Origin of the sequence: Halomonas terrestris (genome assembly GCF_049166755.1) — a bacterium.
GTDB lineage: Bacteria > Pseudomonadota > Gammaproteobacteria > Pseudomonadales > Halomonadaceae > Halomonas.
Genome location: NZ_JBMHFZ010000002.1, coordinates 132,398 through 153,801 on the forward strand (window position 1 = coordinate 132,398; position 21,404 = coordinate 153,801).

15 protein-coding genes are annotated in these 21,404 nt (G+C 67.6%); 13 read left to right on the forward strand and 2 right to left on the reverse strand.

What is annotated here, in order from left to right; translation table 11 throughout:
- Window positions 1-81: 81 nt before the first annotated feature.
- Window positions 82-297 (forward strand): 50S ribosomal protein L31, encoded by a 216-nt coding sequence (rpmE, locus tag ACOMD9_RS02920; RefSeq protein WP_421412057.1) that lies wholly within the window; start codon window positions 82-84, stop codon window positions 295-297.
- Between the two features lie 293 nt (window positions 298-590).
- Complete coding sequence (locus ACOMD9_RS02925; protein WP_421412058.1) at window positions 591-1,859, forward strand: malic enzyme-like NAD(P)-binding protein; 1,269 nt, start codon at window positions 591-593, stop codon at window positions 1,857-1,859.
- A 71-nt stretch (window positions 1,860-1,930) separates the two neighbouring features.
- Here ACOMD9_RS02925 and ACOMD9_RS02930 read toward each other — a convergent pair whose 3' ends face one another.
- Window positions 1,931-2,695 (reverse strand): DUF481 domain-containing protein, encoded by a 765-nt coding sequence (locus ACOMD9_RS02930; RefSeq protein ID WP_421412059.1) that lies wholly within the window; start codon window positions 2,693-2,695, stop codon window positions 1,931-1,933.
- A gap of 101 nt (window positions 2,696-2,796) precedes the next feature.
- Entirely contained in the window at window positions 2,797-5,325 is a 2,529-nt protein-coding gene (locus tag ACOMD9_RS02935; protein ID WP_421412060.1) for a penicillin-binding protein 1A, read from the reverse strand.
- Window positions 5,326-5,589: 264 nt separating this feature from the next.
- Here ACOMD9_RS02935 and pilM point away from each other — a divergent pair, with 264 nt between their 5' ends.
- From pilM to kdsA, 11 genes are all read left to right on the forward strand, one after another.
- Window positions 5,590-6,651: a type IV pilus assembly protein PilM gene (pilM, locus tag ACOMD9_RS02940; RefSeq protein ID WP_421412061.1), complete on the forward strand. Its 1,062-nt coding sequence runs from the start codon at window positions 5,590-5,592 to the stop codon at window positions 6,649-6,651.
- A complete protein-coding gene (locus ACOMD9_RS02945) occupies window positions 6,648-7,229 on the forward strand; it encodes a PilN domain-containing protein (RefSeq protein ID WP_421412062.1) in 582 nt (193 codons plus the stop codon). Before pilM ends, ACOMD9_RS02945 begins: the two co-directional genes overlap by 4 nt.
- Window positions 7,226-7,855, forward strand: coding sequence for a type IV pilus inner membrane component PilO (locus ACOMD9_RS02950; protein ID WP_421412063.1), 630 nt, complete (start codon window positions 7,226-7,228; stop codon window positions 7,853-7,855). Before ACOMD9_RS02945 ends, ACOMD9_RS02950 begins: the two co-directional genes overlap by 4 nt.
- Window positions 7,852-8,379 carry a pilus assembly protein PilP gene (locus ACOMD9_RS02955; RefSeq protein ID WP_421412064.1) on the forward strand — a complete coding sequence of 176 codons (528 nt, stop codon included), beginning with the start codon at window positions 7,852-7,854 and terminating at the stop codon, window positions 8,377-8,379. Before ACOMD9_RS02950 ends, ACOMD9_RS02955 begins: the two co-directional genes overlap by 4 nt.
- A 78-nt stretch (window positions 8,380-8,457) precedes the next feature.
- Window positions 8,458-10,542: a type IV pilus secretin PilQ gene (pilQ, locus tag ACOMD9_RS02960; protein ID WP_421412065.1), complete on the forward strand. Its 2,085-nt coding sequence runs from the start codon at window positions 8,458-8,460 to the stop codon at window positions 10,540-10,542.
- Window positions 10,542-11,084, forward strand: a complete 543-nt coding sequence (gene aroK, locus ACOMD9_RS02965; RefSeq protein ID WP_421412066.1) for a shikimate kinase AroK — start codon at window positions 10,542-10,544, stop codon at window positions 11,082-11,084. Before pilQ ends, aroK begins: the two co-directional genes overlap by 1 nt.
- Before the next feature lie 4 nt (window positions 11,085-11,088).
- The gene (aroB, locus tag ACOMD9_RS02970) at window positions 11,089-12,195 is read left to right on the forward strand and encodes a 3-dehydroquinate synthase (protein ID WP_421412067.1); all 1,107 of its coding nucleotides are present in this window, start codon (window positions 11,089-11,091) and stop codon (window positions 12,193-12,195) included.
- 437 nt (window positions 12,196-12,632) lie between these two features.
- Window positions 12,633-17,081, forward strand: coding sequence for a glutamate synthase large subunit (gltB, locus tag ACOMD9_RS02975; RefSeq protein ID WP_421412068.1), 4,449 nt, complete (start codon window positions 12,633-12,635; stop codon window positions 17,079-17,081).
- Between the two features lie 47 nt (window positions 17,082-17,128).
- Window positions 17,129-18,547 (forward strand): FAD-dependent oxidoreductase, encoded by a 1,419-nt coding sequence (locus ACOMD9_RS02980; protein ID WP_421412069.1) that lies wholly within the window; start codon window positions 17,129-17,131, stop codon window positions 18,545-18,547.
- A gap of 331 nt (window positions 18,548-18,878) precedes the next feature.
- Window positions 18,879-20,534, forward strand: a complete 1,656-nt coding sequence (locus ACOMD9_RS02985) for a CTP synthase (protein ID WP_421412070.1) — start codon at window positions 18,879-18,881, stop codon at window positions 20,532-20,534.
- Between the two features lie 8 nt (window positions 20,535-20,542).
- On the forward strand, window positions 20,543-21,394 hold the full coding sequence (gene kdsA, locus ACOMD9_RS02990; protein ID WP_421412071.1) for a 3-deoxy-8-phosphooctulonate synthase: 852 nt from the start codon (window positions 20,543-20,545) through the stop codon (window positions 21,392-21,394).
- Window positions 21,395-21,404 lie beyond the last annotated feature (10 nt).

Genomic DNA, 21,404 nt, shown 5'->3' on the forward strand with positions numbered 1-21,404 from the left:
CCGGTTTGTACGTCGACAGAAACCCGTATGCGGTGCCTGGCAGCGGATCAGGTGGCGGCATACAGCTTCATGAGGCTCAAGATGAAACAAGGTATCCACCCGGATTACAAGACGGTCACCGCGACCTGCTCCTGTGGCGCCAGCTTCGAGGTCGGTTCCACCGTGGGTCACGACCTGTCCCTGGACGTCTGCTCCCAGTGCCACCCCTTCTACACCGGCAAGCAGAAGCAGGCGACCACCGGCGGTCGTGTCGAGCGCTTCAACAAGCGCTTCGGTGCCGCCATCAAGCGGGGCTGATCAGCGCCCCGTCACGGTTTCGGCCATCGCGTCCGACCGTCGAGAAGACCCGCCCACCGAGGCGGGTCTTCTTCTTTGTGCGCGCGCCAGGCATGGCGCCACCCCCTCTTCTGCGCCATCCTTGTCGATATAAGTGATGCATTATGGCTGGCCGGGATGAGTATAAGTTGCAGCAAATGCTGTCGAACGGCGTCAAACGAGCGTACAAAAGGCGGGAAATTCTGCTCAGTTGAGTTGTGGAAGTTTTTTCTATATTCTGATCGACCCCTATTTCACCTGACCGGACCCTCAGCATGACAGACGCAAGAAAGGCGGCGCTGGACTACCACGCGAAACCCATTCCCGGAAAGCTGTCGGTGGAACTGACCAAGCCCACCGCGACTGCTCGGGACCTCTCCCTGGCCTACAGCCCGGGCGTGGCGGAACCGGTCCGCGAGATTGCCCGCGACCCGGAGAATGCCTACCTGTATACCGGCAAGGGCAACCTGGTGGCGGTGATCTCCGACGGCAGTGCCATCCTCGGCCTCGGGAACCTGGGGGCGCTGGCGAGCAAGCCGGTGATGGAGGGCAAGGGCGTGCTGTTCAAGCGCTTTGCCGGCATCAACTCGGTGGATCTCGAGGTCAACGCCGAGAGTCCCCAGGCGTTCATCGACACCGTGGCACGCATCGCCGATACCTGGGGGGGGATCAACCTCGAGGACATCAAGGCGCCGGAATGCTTCGAGATCGAGCAGGCGCTGATCGAGCAGTGCAACATCCCGGTCTTCCACGACGACCAGCACGGCACCGCCATCGTCACCGCGGCGGGCATGCTCAATGCCCTGGACATCGCCGGCAAGTCCCTCGACAGCGCCCGCATCGTCTGCCTGGGAGCCGGGGCCGCGGCGATCGCCTGCATGAAGCTGCTGGTCTCCTGCGGGGCGCATCCCGAGAACATCGTGATGCTCGATCGCAAGGGGGTGATCCACACCGGCCGAGAGGACCTCAACCAGTACAAGGCGATGTTCGCCCTCGACACGGACAAGCGCACCCTCGATGACGCCATCGACGGGGCCGACGTCTTCATCGGCCTTTCCGGCCCGGGACTGATGAGTGCCGACCACATCCGCAAGATGGCGCCCAAGCCGGTGGTCTTCGCCTGTACCAACCCGGATCCGGAGATCCACCCCGACCTGGCCCGCGAGACGCGCCCCGACGTGATCATGGCGACCGGCCGCTCCGACTACCCGAACCAGGTCAACAACGTGCTGGGCTTCCCCTTCCTCTTCCGCGGGGCCCTGGACGTGCGCGCTACCCGCATCAACGAGGAGATGAAGGTCGCCGCGGTCCATGCCCTCAAGGACCTGGCCCGCGAGCCGGTTCCCCGGGAGGTGCTGGAAGCCTACGACATGGAGGCCATGAGCTTCGGCCCCGAGTACATCATCCCGACCCCGGTGGATGTTCGCCTGCTGGAGCGGGTCTCCTCGGCGGTGGCCCAGGCGGCGGTGGACTCGGGAGTGGCACGCAAGCCCTACCCGTCCCATTACCCGCTGAAGACCGTGGATGACGTCTACGGCGGCTGAAGGCCTGCCTGGAGATCAGACTGACACGACGCCGGCCCGCAAGGGCCGGCGTCGTCGTTGGTGGGTCCCGGCTACCAGCTGTAGAGCAGCGAGGCGCTGGTGGTGTGGTCGGTACGGGCCTCGGCGGTTTCCGGCGGCTGGGAGTTGTGCTTGATCTCGTGGGACAGCTTCAGCGCCAGGCGTGAATTGAGGCGGGCCGTGAGCGACGACAGGGAGCGGGAGGTGGTGTTGTCGTCGGTGGCCTCCACCGAGAGCTCCTGCGTCAGGGCCGAGGTGCCGGAGAGGTCGTACTCGTAGGCCAGGGCGCTGTAGGCCACCGCCAGGGTCTCGTTCTCCTCCTCGCGGATGCGGTCGTGGCGAACGCCCGGGCCGGCTTCCAGCGAAAGCCGCTGGTGCTCGCTGTCGACCAGGTCGCGGCCGTAGCCGCCGATGCTGGTGACCTGCTGGTCATAGCCGCTGAATCGGTCCTTCTCCCAGCGGGCGAAGCCGAACAGGTAGTGGGGGCCCTCGAGCTCGTAGCGCTCGCGGCCGGCCAGCAGGTACTGCTCGGCGCTGGTGTCACCGTTGCGGGCGACGTTGCGCGCCTCGACGCGCAGGGTATGGGTCCACTTGCCGGTGAGCCAGGTCAGGCGCCCCTTGCCGATCAGGGTCTGGCTGTCGGTGTTGCCGGACAGCCGGGTATAGCCGAGCTCGGCCTCGCCGCTGAAGGTCTTGGCGTCCTCGGCGGGCGGGGGAGGGGCATAGAAGGGGCTGGCCTGCACGCTGCCCGCGGCCGCCAGCAGCCCGCACAGGATCCGCCAGGAGGGCCTGGATCGGCTCGTCGCATCACGCGGCATGTCGGTCTCCGTGGGTTGCCGGTTGTCGGGGCCGCCGCCAGGGCGGCACTCGCGGTTGGCAGATGAAACGGGCGGCATTCCCTGCCGCCTGGCGTGCATTCTCAGAAGATGGCTTCGTAGGCCCCGGTGCCCTGCGACCCGCTGCGCTGTTCGACCTCGCGGTCGACGCGGCGTGACTGGTAGTCGGGCATGAAGTCGGGGTGAAAGATCTCGCTGATCCCGCCCGACTCCCCGTCGTGCAGGAGCCGGCCGGACTGGGGGTCCACCCGAGCGGTCACGAGTTCGGCGGGTGGCTCCGGGAAGGCCTCGGGGCGGCCCTCGAGCGCCGTGCCCATGAAGTCGATCCAGATCGGCAGGGCGGCGTTGCCGCCGTACTCGGCGATGGTCTCGTTGTCGTCCTTGCCCACCCAGACGGTGGCCACCAGGTCGCTGTTGTAGCCGGCGAACCAGGCATCACGGTAGCCGTTGGTGGTGCCGGTCTTGCCGACGAGATCGCTGCGCTCCAGCGCCAGGGCGGCACGGCCGGTGCCGCTCTCGATCACGTCGCGCAGCATGTCGCGCAGGATGTAGACGGCGGTGGGGTCGGCGACGCGTGGTGCCACCGGGTGGCGGCGGCCGTCGATCTCCACCTCGGTCTGGCCGTCGCGGCAGTCACGGCAGGCGACCGTCGGCAGCGCTTCATCCAGGACGTTGCTGTCGTCGCCCCGGGTGATCCGCTCGATGAACCAGGGGGAGACCTGGAAGCCGCCGTTGGCCAGCACCGCATAGGCGTTGGTCATCTCCAGTGGCGTCAGGTCGGCGCTGCCGAGTGCCAGCGACAGGCCGTTGGGCAGGCGTCCCTCGGCGAAGCCGAAGCCCTTGAGGAAGTCGAGGGTGGCGTCCAGCCCGACCTGCTGCAGCACGCGAATGGTGACCAGGTTGCGGGACCGGGCCAGGGCCACCCGTAACCGGGTGGGGCCGAGGAAGTCGCGGCTGGAGTTGACCGGGCGCCACAGCTCGTTGCTGCCGTCCTCCATCACCACCGGGGCGTCGTTGACCACGCTGGCGGCGGTCATCAGGCCGCTGTCGAGGGCGGCCAGGTAGACGAAGGGCTTGAAGATCGAGCCGGACTGGCGCTGGGCCTGCACGGCGCGGTTGAACTTGCTGGCGCTGAAGCTGAAGCCTCCCTGGAGGGCGAGGATGGCGCCGGTGTCGGGTTCCATCACCACCAGCGAACCCTCGGCATCGGGGCGCTGGGAGAGGCGATGGCTGCCGTCCTCCCGGGCGAGGATCCGCACCAGGTCGCCGGGCTCGGCGATCTCGGCCGCGGAGCCCGGTTCGGGGCCCCGGCTCCTGGGGCTGAGATAGGGGCGCGCCCAGCTCAGGCCCTCCCAGTCGAGAGTGTGCAGCTCACCGCCGCGCGACATGACCCGCATCTCGCGCCCCTCGCTCGACACCACGATGGCCGGCTGCAAGGGGCCGAAGCCCGGGGTGCGCTCGAGCACCTGCAGCCAGTTGCTGACATCGCCGTCGATGCCCTCGACCCGGGTCTGGCTGCGCTCGGCGGCGCGGCGAGCGGTCTGCATCACCTCGGGCGACTCGGCGAGCTCCTCCTCGAGGCCCTGGCGCTCGGTGCGGTCCTGGGCTTCCACCAGGCTCGGCGGGATGTCGCGCTCCTCGGGGCCGCGCCAGCCATGCCGGGTATCGTAGGCGATCAGGCCATCGGCCAGGGCGCGACGGGCATAGGGCTGGAGTTCGCTGTCGAGGGTGGTGTGGATGCGATACCCCCCGGTGTAGGCCTCATCGCCGAAGCGTTCGATGGCGAACTGGCGAGCCATTTCGGCGACGTACTCCGCATCGACCTCGGGCCGGGTGATATGGCGGCGGGCGGTGATCGGGGCCTGGACCGCCTCGTCGTAGGCGACCTGGTCGATATGGCCCAGCTCGCGCATGCGGAACAGGATCCAGTTGCGGCGGATCAGCGAGCGTTCGGGGTTGGCCAGTGGGTTGAAGGTGGAGGGGGCCTTGGGCAGGCCGGCGATCATCGCCTTCTCGGCCAGGGTCAGCTCGACGAGCGGGCGGTCGTAGTAGGTCTCGGACGCCGCGGCGATACCGTAGGCGCGGTGGCCGAGGAAGATCTTGTTGACGTAGAGTTCGAGGATCTCCTCCTTGGAGAGGATCTGCTCCATCTGCAACGCCAGCAGGATCTCGCGGATCTTGCGGGTGAAGGTGCGGTCCAGGGTCAGCAGGTAGTTGCGCGCCACCTGCATGGTGATGGTGGAGCCGCCTGACTGGATGTCGCCACCGCTCGAGACCAGTTCGAGGGCGGCTCGTGCCAGGCCGCGGGGGTCGACGCCGCGATGTTCGAAGAAGGCCCCGTCCTCGGCCGCCAGCAGGGCCTGGATCATCTCCGGCGGGATCTCGTCGAACTCCACCGGCATGCGGCGCTCATCGCCGAACTCGCCGATCAGCTTGCCGTCGCGGGTGAAGATGCGCAGCGGGGTGTGCAGCTCGAAATCCTGCAGCTGGCGGACATCCGGCAGGCCCGGGGCGAAGTAGAGGGCGGCGCCCACCACGCCCAGGACCGTGGCGGTGGTAAGCGATACCAGCAACCACGCGGCCGAAAGGATCAGGGTTCTGAGAAACGTCATGAAATCGCGGTATCCGTGCTGGGAACTGGAGTGGTCTGGCGGCGAAAGGGGTGCACGTCAAGATGCCGCCATTATATGAATCCTGGCGAGTGGTCACCAGCGTTGACGTTTGGCGACAGGGATTGCAGTGTGAGGTTTGGCAATATCATGTAACCTCTGATTACAGGTCGGGAGTATGATTCCCGTAGCCCGTTCCCCCTTCAGGCGGAATGGACCATCATAATGAGCGGCAAGCCGCATGGATCAGGCAGGGGCATGACCTAGATGCGACTCAGAGCATCCGGCAAGGGACTGATCGGTGTCGATATCACATCGGCCACCGTCAAGCTCATCGAACTCAAGCGAACCGGCGCCCACTATCAGGTCGACAGCTACGCCGTTCGACCGCTGCGCGAGGGGGCCGTGGTCGAGCGGCGAATACGGGACATGGGCGAGGTCGTCGATGCCCTGGCACGTGCGGTCCAGCAGGCCAGGCCCACGTCGCGTCGGGCGGCGGTGGCGGTGCCTGCCAGCGCGGCGATCACCAAGACCCTGACCCTGCCCGCCTCGCTCAACGACGACGAGATCGAGGCGCGCATCCAACTCGACTCGGACAAGCATATTCCCTTTCCGTTCAGTGAAGTCGCCTTCGACTTCCAGCGCCTGGGCCTCAATGCCCGCTACGGCGACCAGCAGGACGTGCTGCTGGTCGCCTGCCGCCAGCAGGACGTCGGCCAGCTGACCGATGCGCTGCTGCAGGCCGGCCTGACCCCCGGGGCGGTGGACGTGGAGACCTTCGCCATGGAGCGAGCCTTCACCGAACTGCGCCACCAGCTGCCTGCCGGTGGCGACGAGGAGGACTGCGTGGCGCTGGTGGACATCGGGGCCACCATGAACGCCTTCCACGTGCTGCGCGAGGGGCGCATCGTCTACACCCGCGACACCGTCTTCGGTGGCCGTCAGCTCACCGAGGAGATCCGCAGCCGCTACGGGCTGAGCCTGGAAGAGGCGGGGCTGGCCAAGAAGCGGGGCGGCCTGCCCGAGGACTACCAGCGCAGCGTGCTCGACCCCTTCCTCGACACCCTGGTACAGCAGGTCGGTCGCTCGCTGCAGCTCTACTACACGGCCGGGCGCAAGCACGAGGTGCGCCGAATGGTGCTGGCCGGTGGCTCCAGCGTGATTCCCGGCCTGGCCGAGCGCCTGGCCCAGGAGAGCGGCATGGAGGTGGTGATCGCCAACCCCCTCCAGCGCATGAAGGTCAATACCCGCATCGACGTGCAGACCCTGGCCGGTGATGCGCCGGCCATGCTCACGGCCTGCGGCCTGGCGATGAGGTCCCGCGCATGACCATCGAGATCAATCTGCTGCCCTGGCGGGAGGAGATCCGCGCCCGCAACAGCAAGCGCTTTTTCGTGGCGCTGGGGCTGATGGCGGTGCTGGGGCTGGGCGGCGGCTATGGCATGACCTGGTACTACGACCAGCAGTTCGAGGTCCAGCAGCAGCGCAATGCCCATATCCAGGCCCAGAGCCGGGAGCTCGACACCGCCATCCGCGAGATCAGCGAGCTGGAGGCGATCCGGGAACGCATGCTGGAGCAGGTCCAGGTGTTCACCGACCTGCAGATGGGTCGTACCCAGACCGTCCATGTGTTCAGCGACCTCACCACCAGCCTGGTCGACGGGGTGCACTATACCCGGCTGGCCCGCCAGCAGGATGAACTGAGCCTGGCAGGGCTGGCCGAGAGCAACCGCCAGGTTTCCGATCAGCTGCGTGCCCTGGCTGCCGCCGACACCTTCTCGGTGCCCGTGCTTTCCGAGGTCGAGGCCGAGGGGGAGGGCGAGAACCGCCGCTTCAGCCTGAGCATGAACCAGCACATGCCGGCCGTGGAAGGCGAGTCGGGTGAGAATGCACAGGAGGTGCCATGAGTCTCAAGGGTGAGCTGCGCCGGCTGCGCGAGCTGGACTGGCGGGAGCTGGACATCAAGGAGGCCGGTGTCTGGCCCTGGTCGCTGCAACTGATCTGTTGCCTGCTGGTGCTGGGGCTGACCTTTGCCGGCATGCACTGGTACCTGGCCGCCCCGGCCAGGGAGGAGCTGGAGAGGGTGGAGGCCGAGGAGAGCCGCCTGCTGCGCGACTATCGCAGCAAGGCGGCCCAGGCCGCCAACCTGCCACTGATGCGCGAACAGATGGAGGTGCTCGAGGCGCGGATGGGAGCGCTTCGCGAGATGCTGCCCAGCGGAACCGAGATTCCCTCGCTGATCGACAACATCAGCGAGACGGCTATCGACAACCAGCTCACCATCGACTTCATTCGCCTGCGCAGCCCGGTGGCGCAGGAGTACTACACCGAGCAGCCCTTCGACATCCAGGTCCAGGGCGACTACCACCAGGTCGCGGCCTTCCTGGCAGGCGTCGCCGGGTTGCCCCGCATCGTCACCCAGCACGACTTCACCCTGGCGCCCATCGAGGGCGGCAGCGGCCAGCGGCTGCGCCTGTCGATGCTGGCGCGAACCTACAGCTACCGGCCGAACGATGAGGAGGAGGCGCCATGAGGATGATGCGCGTGTCGTTCGTGCCGCTGGGCGCGGTGCTGCTGTGGCTGGCCGGCTGTGCCGATCCCCAGCTGGGCAGCCTCGATCGCGATCTCTCGGCCATTCGCAACGATCCGGGACAGGTGCCGCGGGTGGAGCTGCCCGAGATACCCGAGTACGAGCCGGTGCCCTACGACGAGGCCGACCGGCGCAGCCCCTTCATCGCCCAGCTGCCGGAAGCGGAGCAGCCGCCCCGGGGGTCCGAGGAGCTGGCGCCGGATCTGGAGCGCCCCCGGGAGGCGCTGGAGGCCTACGGGCTCGGCGAGCTCGACCTGGTGGGAACCCTGCAGGTGGGTGGCCAGCCCTCGGCCCTGGTGAGGGCGCCTGACGGCCAGGTGCATCGCCTGCGGGTCGGCAACCACCTGGGCAGCGATTTCGGGCGCATCGTCAGCATCACGGAAGCCTCGGTCCAGCTGGTCGAGGTGGTGCCGACGGGGCGTGGTGGCTGGATCGAGCGCAGCACACGGCTGACGCTGGATGACTGACAGCACTTGCAGACTGACAATACGGGTGTCGTCGCGCCGCGCAGGGACGGGCGACACTTCAGCGGGGGGAAGGGAACCATGAGACAGATGATGCGCGGACTCGCGACACTGCTGCTGCTGACGGCCTCCTCGGCCGCCCTGGCGGCCTCCACACTGGATGAGCTCGACTTCCGGCAGGGCAGCAGCGGCGAGCTGGAAGTGGACATGGGGTTCAGCGGGCCGGTGCCCGAGGTGCGCGGCTACCGGCTCGACGACCCGGCCCGCCTGACCATCGACCTGATGGACACATCGAGCCGGCTCGGCCAGCGGCGCTACGACCTCGGCATCGCAGGGGTCGAGCAGGTCACCGCCCTGGAGGCGGGCTCCCGTACCCGCCTGGTGTTCGACCTGCAGGGCCCGCTGCCCTACAACACCACCCAGCAGGGTGACCGGCTGCGGCTCTCCATCGGCGGCGGTGGCGAGCCGCAGCCGGCCCGGACGGCCGAGGCCGCGCCGAGCAGCGAGCCTTCCCCGGCGCCGGCCAGGGTCGGTGGGCCCGCCATCGCGGACATCGACTTCCGCCGCGGCGACGGCGGTGCCGGTCGGCTGATCGTCACCTTCGACCGGGCCGGCGTCGACGCCCGCGTCCGGGAGGCCGGGCGTCATCGCATCACCGCCGAGCTGCGCGATGTCGCGCTTCCCGACTCCCTCAACCAGGTCTATGACGTCAGCGACTTCGGCACCCCGTTGCAGCGCATCACGCCGAGGCCAGGCCGGGACGGCGTGACCCTGGACATCGAGGGCAGCGGCGACTTCGCCATGCTCTCCACCCAGAGCGGCCGGCAGTTGACCATCGAGGCCCAGCCGGTGACACGGGAGGAGCGCGAACAGCGCGTCCGGGACCAGTTCGACTACACCGGGGAGCGAATCACCCTCAACTTCCAGGACATCGAGGTGCGCTCGGTGCTGGCGATCATCGCCGACTTCACCGGGCTGAACCTGGTGGCCAGCGACAGCGTCACCGGCCGCGTGACCCTCAACCTCCAGGAGGTGCCCTGGGACCAGGCGCTCGACCTGGTGCTCAAGAGTCACGGCCTGGCCAGCCGCCAGGAGGGCAACGTCATCGTGGTGGCACCCGCCAGCGAACTGGCCGACATCGAGCGCCAGGAGATCGAGGCGCGCAGCCAGATGGAGACCCTGGCGCCGCTGCAGTCGGAATACGTGCAGGTGAAGTATGCCAAGGCGGACGACCTGGCCCGGCTGCTGCGCGGAGGGGAGGGGTTCGGCCTGCTCTCGGAGCGCGGTCGCGTGGCCGTGGACCAGCGCACCAACACCCTGCTGATCCAGGACACCGCTGACCAGATCGACGAGATCCTGCGCACCCTCGATCGGCTCGATGTGGCGGTGCGCCAGGTGCAGATCGAGGCGCGCATCGTCATCGCCCGCGACGGCGTCACCCAGGAGCTGGGGGTCAACTGGGGCGTCTCGCGGGACGGGAATCGATTCCGCATGGGCGGGGCCGCCACCGGCGAGAACCCCCAGCAGATCTGGTTCGATCCCGTCGAGGACGAGCTCGTCCGGCGTGAGCGGGGCGGCCTGGCGGTGGACCTCGGTGGCGATGGTCGTGACCCGCTCACCTCCCTGGCCTTCGGCTACCTGTCCGGTGATATCCTGCTCGACCTCGAGCTGCGCGCCCTCGAGAGCGAGAGCAAGAGCCAGACGATCTCCCAGCCGCGGGTGATCACCGCCAACCAGCGCACCGCGGTGATCAAGCAGGGGCAGGAGATTCCCTATCAGGAGGCCACCTCCAGTGGGGCGACCAACGTGCAGTTCAAGGAGGCGGTGCTGTCGCTGGAGGTGACGCCGCAGATCACCCCCGACAACCGCATCATCATGGACCTGGTGATCAACAACGACACCATCGCCGACCAGGTGTTCGGCGGGGTGCCGGCCATCGACACCAACCAGATCGAGACCCAGGTGCTGGTGGACAACGGCGAGACCGTCGTCCTGGGTGGTATACTCACGACCGAGGAGTTGTCCCGACTGGCCAAGACCCCGTTCTTCGGCGACCTTCCGGTACTGGGGCGGCTTTTCCGATACAATGAGAGCAGTAACCAGAAAGTGGAGCTGTTGGTCTTCATCACTCCCAGAATCCTGGAGGACGGCCTGGCCATTCGCTGATGCAGGACTTACCCAACCTGATACTGATCGGCCCCATGGGGGCCGGCAAGAGCACCATCGGCCGCCTGCTGGCGGCCGAACTGTCACGCGAGTTCCTCGACAGTGACCACGAGATCCAGGCGCGTTGCGGCGCCGACATCCCCTGGATCTTCGACGTCGAGGGCGAGGCGGGCTTTCGCGATCGCGAGTCCCAGATGATCGACGAGCTGACCCGCCTCGAGAATGTGGTCATCGCCACCGGGGGCGGTGCCGTGCTGCGCGAGGAGAACCGCCGCGCCCTGCGCGAGCGCGGCACCGTCATCTACCTGTTCACCACCGTCGAGCAGCAACTCAGGCGCACCGCCAAGGATCGCAACCGGCCGCTGCTCCAGCGCCCCGATCGCGAGGCCGTGCTGCGCGAGATGTTCGCCCTTCGCGACCCGCTCTACCGCGCCACCGCCGATATCATCGTGCGTACCGATCGCCGCGGCCCGCGGGCCGTGGTCAACGAGATCGTGCGGCGCGTGACGCGCCTGGTCGATCCCCTGCAATGCAAGGCCTGATCCCATGAGCGACTCCCGGAACGCCCCGCACACCCTCCGGGTGGCGCTGGGCGATCGCAGCTACCCCATCCACATCGGTCCCGGCCTGCTGGGCGATCCCCGCTGGCTCTCGCCCTACCTGGCCGGGCGCCAGGTGATGATCATCACCAACGAGACCATCGCCCCGCTCTATCTCGAGCGCTGCCGCCAGGGCCTCCCCGAGGGGCTCGAGGTGCGTGAACTGGTGCTTCCGGACGGCGAGGCCACCAAGAGCCTGGCCAGCGTCGAGCGGATCTGGGACGCCCTGCTCGAGGCCGGCTTCAACCGTCGCTGCACCCTCGTCGCGCTGGGGGGCGGGGTGATCGGCGACATGGTCGGCTTCGCGGCGGCCTGCTACCAGCGCGGCGTGGCCTTCATCCAGGTGCCCACGACGCTGCTGGCCCAGGTGGACTCCTCGGTGGGCGGCAAGACGGGGGTCAATCACCCCCGCGGCAAGAACATGATCGGTGCCTTCTGGCAACCCAGGGCGGTGCTGATCGACACCGACACCCTGGCGACCCTGCCGCCGCGGGAGCTCTCCGCGGGACTCGCCGAGGTGATCAAGTACGGCCTGATCCGCGATGCCGAGTTCCTGGCCTGGCTGGAAGGCGAGATGCCCTCCCTGCGGGCCCTGGACGCCCCGGCCCTGACGCGGGCCATCGAACGCAGCTGCGAGATCAAGGCCGAGGTCGTCGCCGAGGACGAGACCGAGCAGGGGGTGCGGGCGCTGCTCAACCTGGGTCACACCTTCGGGCACGCCATCGAGGCCCACCAGGGCTACGGCAAGTGGCTGCACGGCGAGGCAGTGGGCGCCGGGATGCTGATGGCCGCCGAGCTCTCGCAGCGACTGGGCTGGCTGAGTGCCGGGCAGGTGGCGCGCACCCGGTCGATCATCGAGGCCGCGGCGCTGCCGCTGTCCGCTCCGGCCGACATGTCGGGGGAGGATTTCCTGGTCCGCATGCGCCTGGACAAGAAGAACATCGACAGCCGCCTGCGCCTGATCCTGCTGCGTGCGCTGGGGGATGCCCGCGTGCACGACGAGACCCCGCCCGAGACGCTGGCTGCGCTGCTCGAGGAGTTCCCCCGCCGCTGACGCTCGCCCGCTGCCATCGACACTGCCGACGCCCGCCTCGTGCGGGCGTCGGCGTATCCGGGTGCCGTCGACCGGCCGGCAGGCTCGGTAATTCGCTAATCCGCATGCGTTATGCCGTATCGGCATGGAAAAAATCGGCCAGATTAGACCAAAGTCTATATCCTTGTGGCATGCGTTAAAAAATCGTTGTAGGGCTTTGCAAGTCGTTGACTTGCCGGGTTTTTTTGCCGTGACTGTTCTGCAAGTCACGGATTTTTCGTTGTTTTTCCAGCGCGATCCGGGGCGGGGTCATTGCGTGTTGGCCGTTGGGCTGGCTATTCTTGTGGCCCTTTTTGCCGCACGGCTGATGCGAGCGATGTCGGGGAAGCAAAAAAGAAAAACCGTCTAAAATACCATGCATCAGCTGTAAAAGAAATACCTTTACCCGAGGCACGCCCATGAACAGAGGTCTTCACCAGCCCGGCGAGTTCCGTGACAACTGCGGGTTCGGCCTGATCGCCCATATGGAGGGACAGGCCAGTCACGACCTGCTCAAGACCGCCATCGAATCCCTGACCTGCATGACCCATCGTGGCGGCATCGCCGCCGACGGCAAGACCGGCGACGGCTGTGGCCTGCTGCTGAAGATGCCCGACGCCTTCATGCGCGAAGTCGCACAGGAATCGCTCAAGGTCGAGCTGGGCGAGCGCTATGCCGTGGGCGCCATCTTCCTGCCCGACGACGATGCTCGCGAGGCCCGCGGGCGCGAGGCCCTGCAGGCCGAGCTCGAGGCGCGTGGCCTCAAGGTGCTGGGCTGGCGCGATGTGCCGGTGGACCCGAGCATCTGCGGCCCCATGGCGCTGGACTGCCTGCCGCGCATCCGCCAGGTGTTCGTCGAGCCGGCCGAAGGGGAGGGCGAACGGTTCGATGTCGACCTGTTCATGGCCCGTCGCCGTGCCGAGCAGGCGCTGCGCGACGACGCGGACTTCTATGTCTGTTCGCTGTCGCCGGAAGTGCTCTCCTACAAGGGGCTGGTGATGCCGGTGGACCTGCCGGCCTTCTACCGGGACCTGGGGGACGAGCGGCTGGAGACCGCCATCTGCGTCTTCCATCAGCGCTTCTCCACCAATACCGAGCCCCGCTGGCCGCTGGCCCAGCCGTTCCGCCTGCTGGCCCACAACGGTGAGATCAACACCATCGAGGCCAACCGTGGCTGGGCGAACTCGCGCAAGGAGAACTTCATCAGCGAGCGCCTTCCCGAGATCGTCGAGCTCGACGAGATCGTCAACACCACGGGCTCCGACTCCTCGAGCATGGACAACATGCTGGAAGTGCTGCTGACCGGTGGCATGGAACTTCACCGTGCGGTGCGCATGATGGTGCCGCCGGCCTGGCAGAACGTGGAGTTGATGGATGGCGAGCTGCGCGCCTTCTACGAGTACAACTCCATGCACATGGAGCCCTGGGACGGCCCGGCCGGCGTGGTCATGACCGACGGCCGCCAGGCCGTCTGCATGCTCGACCGCAACGGCCTGCGTCCCGCCCGCTGGGTGGTCACCCGCAACGGCTACATCACGCTGGCCTCCGAGATCGGTACCTACGACTACAAGCCCGAGGACGTGGTGGCCAAGGGCCGCGTCGGCCCGGGGCAGATCCTGGCCGTGGATACCGAGACCGGCGAGGTGCTGCATACCAGCGATGTCGACGAGCGGTTGAAGGCGGCCTATCCCTACAAGCGCTGGCTCAAGCAGGAGGCCAACTACCTGGAATCGGCGCTCACCGAGCTGGCCAGCTTCCAGAACATGGACGTCGACACGCTGAACGTGCAGCAGAAGATGTTCCAGGTCAGCTTCGAGGAGCGCGACCAGCTGCTGCGCCCGCTGGCGGAGAGCGGCCAGGAAGCGGTCGGCTCCATGGGTGACGATACCCCCATGGCCGTGCTCTCCGGCAAGCAGCGCCTGCTGACCGACTACTTCCGCCAGAAGTTCGCCCAGGTCACCAACCCGGCCATCGACCCGCTGCGCGAGGCGATCGTGATGTCGCTGGAGACCTGCATCGGCGCCGAGCGCAACGTCTTCAAGGCGACCCCCGAACACGCCCACCGCATCATCCTGACCACACCGGTGCTCTCGCCGCGCAAGTTCACCGCGCTGGTGGAGCAGGAGGAACCGGCCTTCGCTCCCCACCGGCTGCGCATGGCCTATGACCCCGAGAGCCTTGGGCTGCAGGCGGCCATCCGCGAGCTCTGCCGCCAGGCCGAGGAGGCCGTGAAGGCGGGCAAGGTGGTGCTGGTGCTGTCGGACGCCGACCTCGAGAAGGGCGAGCTGCCGATCCACGCGGCCATGGCCGTGGGGGCCGTGCACCACCACCTGGGTCGCCTGGCCCTTCGCCCGCGCGCCAATATCGTGGTGGAGACCGGCTATGCCCGCGACGCCCACCAGATGGCGGTGCTGTTCGGCGTCGGGGCCACCGCGGTCTTCCCGTGGCTGGCCTATCAGGTGATGGCCGACATGCACCGCACCGGCGAGCTGGTCGGCAACCCGGCCGACGCACGCGAGAACTACCGCAAGGGCCTGCAGAAGGGGCTGTTCAAGATCCTCTCCAAGATGGGCATCTCGACGCTGGCCTCCTACCGCGGCTCCCAGCTGTTCGAGGCGGTGGGCCTGGCCGACGAGGTGATGGAGCTGTGCTTCACCGGCATGGCCTCGCGTATCCAGGGCACCGGCTTCGCCGAGCTGCAGCTGCAGCAGGAGTGGCTGGCCCGCGACGCCTGGACCCCGCGCAAGGGCATCTCCCAGGGCGGCCTCGTCAAGTACGTGCACGGCCACGAGTACCACGCCTACAACCCCGACGTGGTGAAGGCGCTGCAGGAGGCCGTGCAGGAGGGCGACTACGCCAAGTGGAAGACGTTCGCCGCGCTGGTCAACGAGCGTTCGCCGGCCACCATCCGTGACCTGCTCCAGTTGAAGCCGGCCGCCGAGCCGCTGCCGCTCGAGGAGGTCGAGGCGGTCGAGGACCTGATCCCGCGCTTCGACAGCGCCGGCATGTCGCTGGGGGCGCTGTCGCCCGAGGCCCACGAGGCCCTGGCCCAGGCCATGAACGAGGCGGGGGGGCGCTCCAACTCCGGCGAGGGCGGCGAGGATCCGGCCCGCTACGGCACCGTGCGCTCCTCCAAGATCAAGCAGATCGCCTCCGGGCGCTTCGGCGTGACCCCGGCCTACCTGGTCAACGCCGAGGTGCTGCAGATCAAGGTGGCCCAGGGCGCCAAGCCCGGCGAGGGCGGCCAGCTGCCCGGTGGCAAGGTCAACGAACTGATCGCCCGGCTGCGCTACTCGGTGCCCGGCGTGACCCTGATCTCGCCGCCGCCGCACCACGACATCTACTCCATCGAGGACCTGGCGCAGCTGATCTTCGACCTCAAGCAGGTCAATCCGGACGCCCAGGTCTCGGTCAAGCTGGTCTCGGAGCCCGGCATCGGCACCATCGCCACCGGCGTGGCCAAGGCCTATGCCGACCTGATCACCGTGTCCGGCTACGACGGCGGCACCGCGGCGAGCCCGCTGACCTCGATCAAGCACGCCGGCTCGCCCTGGGAGCTGGGCCTGCCCGAGGTGCACCAGGCGCTGCGCATCAACGGCCTGCGCGACAAGATCCGCCTGCAGACCGACGGCGGCCTGAAGACCGGCCTCGACGTGGTCAAGGCGGCGATCCTCGGCGCCGAGAGCTTCGGCTTCGGCACCGCGCCGATGGTGGCGCTGGGCTGCAAGTACCTGCGCATCTGCCACCTCAACAACTGCGCCACCGGGGTGGCCACCCAGGACGACTACCTGCGCGGCGAGCACTTCCGCGGCACCGTGGACATGGTCAAGCACTACTTCCGCTTCATCGCCGAGGAGGTGCGCGAGCTGATGGCCATGCTGGGCGTGCGCCGGCTCACCGACCTGATCGGCCGCACCGACCTGCTCGAGGTGCTCGAGGGCGTGACCGCCTCCCAGCGGCGGCTCGACCTGACCCCGCTGCTCGGCAACGACTTCGTGCCGGCGGATGCGCCGCAGTTCTGCCGGGTCAGCCGCAACGTGCCCCATGACCCGGGGGCCAAGAATCAGGAGGTGCTGGAAGCGCTCAAGGACGCCATCGAGGCGAAGTCCGGCGGTGAGTTCGCGTTCACCATCACCAACTGCGACCGCTCCGTCGCGGCGCTGGCCTCCGGCGCCATCGCCAAGCGCTACGGCGAGCAGGGGCTCGAGGATGCACCGATCACCGCGCGCTTCAAGGGCGTGGCCGGGCAGAGCTTCGGCGTCTGGAACGCCCGCGGCCTGCACCTCTACCTGGAGGGCGACGCCAACGACTACGTCGGCAAGGGGATGAACGGCGGCAAGGTGGTGATCGTGCCGCCGGCGGGCAGCTCCTTCGAGAGCCACAGGACGGCGATCATCGGCAACACCTGCCTGTACGGCGCCACCGGCGGCAAGCTGTTCGCCGCCGGCACCGCGGGCGAGCGCTTCGGGGTGCGCAACTCCGGCGTCCATGCGGTGATCGAGGGCGCCGGTGACCACTGCTGCGAGTACATGACCGGCGGCCTGATCTGCGTGCTCGGCGAGACCGGGGTGAACTTCGGTGCCGGCATGACCGGTGGCTTCGCCTATGTGCTCGACGAGGATCGCACCTTCGTCGACAAGTACAACCATGAACTGGTGGAGATCCACCGGGTGAATACCGAGGCCATGGAGGCCTACCGGCGTCACCTGCGGGAGGTCATCGAGGAGTTCGTCGCCGAGACCGGCTCTGCCCGGGGCGCGGCGATCCTCGAGGACTTCAGCGACTTCATTCGCCACTTCTGGCTGGTGAAGCCCAAGGCAGCGAGCCTCAACGGCCTGCTTGCCCAGTCCCGGCGTCAGCCGGAATGAATGAGTCGTTGGCGTTCCGAGTCAGCCCGCAGAGAGGAGCAGAGACCATGGCAAACCGTCTGAGCAACGATTTCCAGTTTATCGACGTGGGTCGCCAGGACCCGAAGAAGAAGGAGGTGCGCACCCGCTCGCGGGAGTTCGCCGAGATCTACGAGCCCTACAAGCCCCAGGAGGCGGCCAGCCAGGCGCACCGCTGCCTGCATTGCGGCAACCCCTATTGCGAGTGGAAGTGCCCGGTCCACAACTACATTCCCAACTGGCTGCAGCTGGTGGCCGAGGGCAACATCCTCGAGGCGGCCGAGCTGTCGCACAAGACCAATACGCTGCCCGAGGTGTGCGGCCGGGTCTGTCCCCAGGACCGCCTGTGCGAGGGGGACTGTACCCTCAACGATGGCTTCGGCGCGGTGACCATCGGCTCGGTGGAGAAGTACATCACCGACACCGCCTTCGCCATGGGCTGGCGCCCGGACATGTCCAAGGTGATCTGGACCGATCGCAAGGTGGCGGTGATCGGGGCTGGCCCGGCGGGCCTGGGCTGCGCGGACATCCTGGTGCGCAACGGCGTCAAGCCGGTGGTGTACGACCGCTATCCGGAAATTGGAGGGCTGCTGACCTTCGGCATCCCCGAGTTCAAGCTCGAGAAGAACGTCATGGAGCGCCGCCGGGCGGTGTTCGAGGAGATGGGCATCGAGTTCCGCCTCGGCGTCGAGATCGGCAGGGACATCCCGTTCGACACCCTGCTGGAGGAGTACGACGCGGTCTTCCTCGGCATGGGCACCTACAAGTACATGGAAGGCGGTTTTCCCGGCGAGGACCTCCCCGGGGTGCACAAGGCCCTCGACTTCCTGATCGCCAACGTCAATCACTGCCTGGGCTTCGAGAAGGACCCGCGTGACTACATCTCCTTCAAGGGCCAGCGGGTGGTGGTGCTGGGTGGCGGTGATACTGCCATGGACTGCAACCGCACCTCGATTCGCCAGGGCGCGGCCAGCGTGACCTGTGCCTATCGCCGCGACGAGGAGAACATGCCGGGCTCGCGGCGCGAGGTGGCCAACGCCCGCGAGGAGGGCGTGGAGTTCCTGTTCAACCGCCAGCCGGTGGCCGTGGTCGGCGAGGGCAAGGTCGAGGGCGTCAAGGTGGTGCGTACCCGCCTGGGCGAGCCCGACGAGAACGGCCGCCAGCGGCCCGAGGTGGTGCCGGGCTCCGAGGAGATCGTACCCGCCGATGCCGTGGTCATCGCCTTCGGCTTCCAGCCGAGCCCCGCGCCCTGGTTCGAGACCGTGGGCATCGAGCTCGACGAACGCGGCCGGGTCAAGGCGCCGGAAGAGGGCGCCCACGCCTTCCAGACCACCAACGAGAAGATCTTCGCCGGTGGCGACATGGTGCGCGGCTCCGACCTGGTGGTCACCGCCATCTACGAGGGCCGCCAGGCCGGCGAGGGCATCCTCGACTATCTGGGCGTATAAGCCACGGGCAGCAGGCTTCGGGCCGCGAGTCGTAATGCTACTGACTGGGGCTTGAATCCGCGGCTTTCCCGGCGACAGGTCTACGAGGGGGCGCTGTGAACCCCTCCCTGGGCGCTACCGACGCCATCCCTGGCGTAGGACCCCCTCTGCGACCTGCCCCCGGCGCCGCTAGCCTCGTCAGCACCGATTGCCGGGTACCTGCAAGCGAAGGTTTCATACTGCTTGGCGCTTGGCGCTGAAATTGAGCCATTGGTCGTATTCTGCTAGTCTGTCGTCCCATCCTGGCGCGGCTTCCTGCCGAGCCTCATGATCACGTTTCGACAGGTTCTCCATGACACGATATATCTTCGTGACCGGTGGCGTTGTGTCCTCACTCGGCAAGGGCATCGCGTCGGCCTCGCTGGCGGCGATTCTCGAGGCGCGCGGCCTCAAGGTCACCATGCTCAAGCTCGACCCGTACATCAACGTGGACCCGGGCACCATGAGCCCCTTCCAGCATGGCGAGGTGTTCGTCACCGAGGATGGCGCCGAGACCGACCTCGACCTGGGCCACTACGAGCGCTTCATCCGCACCAAGATGACCCAGGGCAACAACTTCACCACCGGGCGTGTCTACGAGCATGTGCTGCGTCGCGAGCGCCGCGGCGACTACCTGGGCGGTACCGTGCAGGTGATCCCGCACATCACCGACGAGATCAAGCGCCGCGTCTATGCCGGCGGCGAGGGCTTCGACGTGGCGCTGGTGGAGATCGGCGGCACCGTGGGTGATATCGAGTCACTGCCCTTCCTGGAGTCGATCCGTCAGATCCGCAGTGAGCTGGGGGCGAGTCGGGCGATCTTCATGCACCTCACCCTGGTGCCCTATATCAAGACGGCCGGTGAGACCAAGACCAAGCCGACCCAGCACAGCGTCAAGGAGCTGCGCTCCATCGGCATCCAGCCGGACATCCTGATCTGTCGCAGCGAGGTGGAGCTCGAGGAGGGCGAGCGGCGCAAGATCGCGCTCTTCACCAACGTGGAAGAGCGCGCGGTCATCCCGCTGCAGGATGCCGACACCATCTATCGCATCCCGCTGATGCTCCACGAGCACGGCCTCGACGAGATCGTCTGCGACAAGCTGCGCCTCGAGGCGGACGAGGCCGACCTCGCCGAGTGGGTCAAGGTGCTCGATGCCAAGCTCAACCCGCTGAAGTCGATCAATATCGCCATGGTCGGCAAGTACATGGAACTGCTCGACGCCTACAAGTCGCTCAACGAGGCGCTGATCCACGCCGGCATCCAGACCCGGGTCAAGGTCAACGTCGACTACATCGACTCCGAGGACATCGAGCGCCACGGCCCGGAACGGCTGGCGGGCAAGGACGCCATCCTGGTCCCCGGCGGCTTCGGCGAGCGCGGCGTGGAGGGCAAGATCGCCGCCGCCCGCTACGCCCGCGAGAGCGGCATCCCCTACCTCGGCATCTGCCTCGGCATGCAGGTGGCGGTGATCGAGTTCGCCCGGAACAAGGCCGGCTGGGAGGACGCCAACTCCACCGAGTTCACCCACGACACCCAGCACCCGGTGGTGGGCCTGATCACCGAGTGGATCACCCCCGAGGGCAAGATCGAGCTGCGTGACGCGGCCTCCGACCTGGGTGGCACCATGCGCCTGGGCGGCCAGATCTGCCACCTGGCGGCCGGCAGCAAGGCCCGCGAGGCCTACGGCAGCGACGAGATCGTCGAGCGCCATCGCCACCGTTTCGAGGTCAACAACCAGTTCGTCGAGGCGCTGGAGAAGGCCGGGCTGGTGGTCTCCGGCAGGAGCGTCGACAATTCCCTGGTGGAGATGGTCGAGCTGCCGGATCATCCCTGGTTCGTGGCCTGCCAGTTCCACCCGGAGTTCACCTCCACGCCGCGTGATGGTCACCCGTTGTTCACCGGCTTCGTCAACGCGGCGCTGGAGCACAAAGCGATGCGCACCCGCGCCCAGTCTTCGCACCAGGAGTGAGGCAAGCCATGTCAGAACCCGAACGTCATGTCGACATTGCCGGCCTGAAGGCCGGCAATTCGTTGCCGCTGATGCTGCTGGGCGGCATGAACGTGCTGGAGTCCCGGGAGCTGGCGCTCCAGGTCGCCGAGGCCTACGTCGAGGTCACGGGCAGGCTCGGGATGCCCTATGTGTTCAAGGCGAGCTTCGACAAGGCCAACCGCAGCTCGATCCACTCCTTCCGCGGTCCGGGCCTGGAGAAGGGGCTGGAGATACTGGCCGAGGTGAAGGCGCGCTTCGGGGTGCCGATCATCACCGATGTCCACGAGCCCTGGCAGGCCGCCCCGGTGGCCGAGGTGGCCGACGTGATCCAGCTGCCGGCCTTCCTGGCACGCCAGACCGACCTGGTGGTGGCCATGGCCCGGACCGGCGCGGTGATCAACATCAAGAAGCCGCAGTTCCTGGCCCCCCACGAGATGCGCCATATCATCCGCAAGTGCGAGGAGGCCGGCAACGACCGCCTGATCCTCTGCGAGCGGGGCTCCAGCTTCGGCTACAACAACCTGGTGGTGGACATGCTCGGCTTCGGCGAGATGAAGCAGACCGGCTGCCCACTGTTCTTCGACGTGACCCACTCGCTGCAGCGCCCGGGCGGGCGCTCCGACAGCGCCGACGGCCGCCGGGCGCAGGTGGCCGAGCTGGCCCGTGCCGGGGTCGCGGTGGGCCTCGCCGGGCTCTTCCTCGAGGCCCATCCGGACCCGGATGCGGCCCTGTGCGACGGCCCCTGCGCGCTGCCGCTGGACCGGCTCGAGCCCTTCCTGGCCCAGCTCAAGGCCCTCGATGAGCTGGTGAAGGGCTTTACGCCGCTCGAGATCCCGTAACGACTCCACA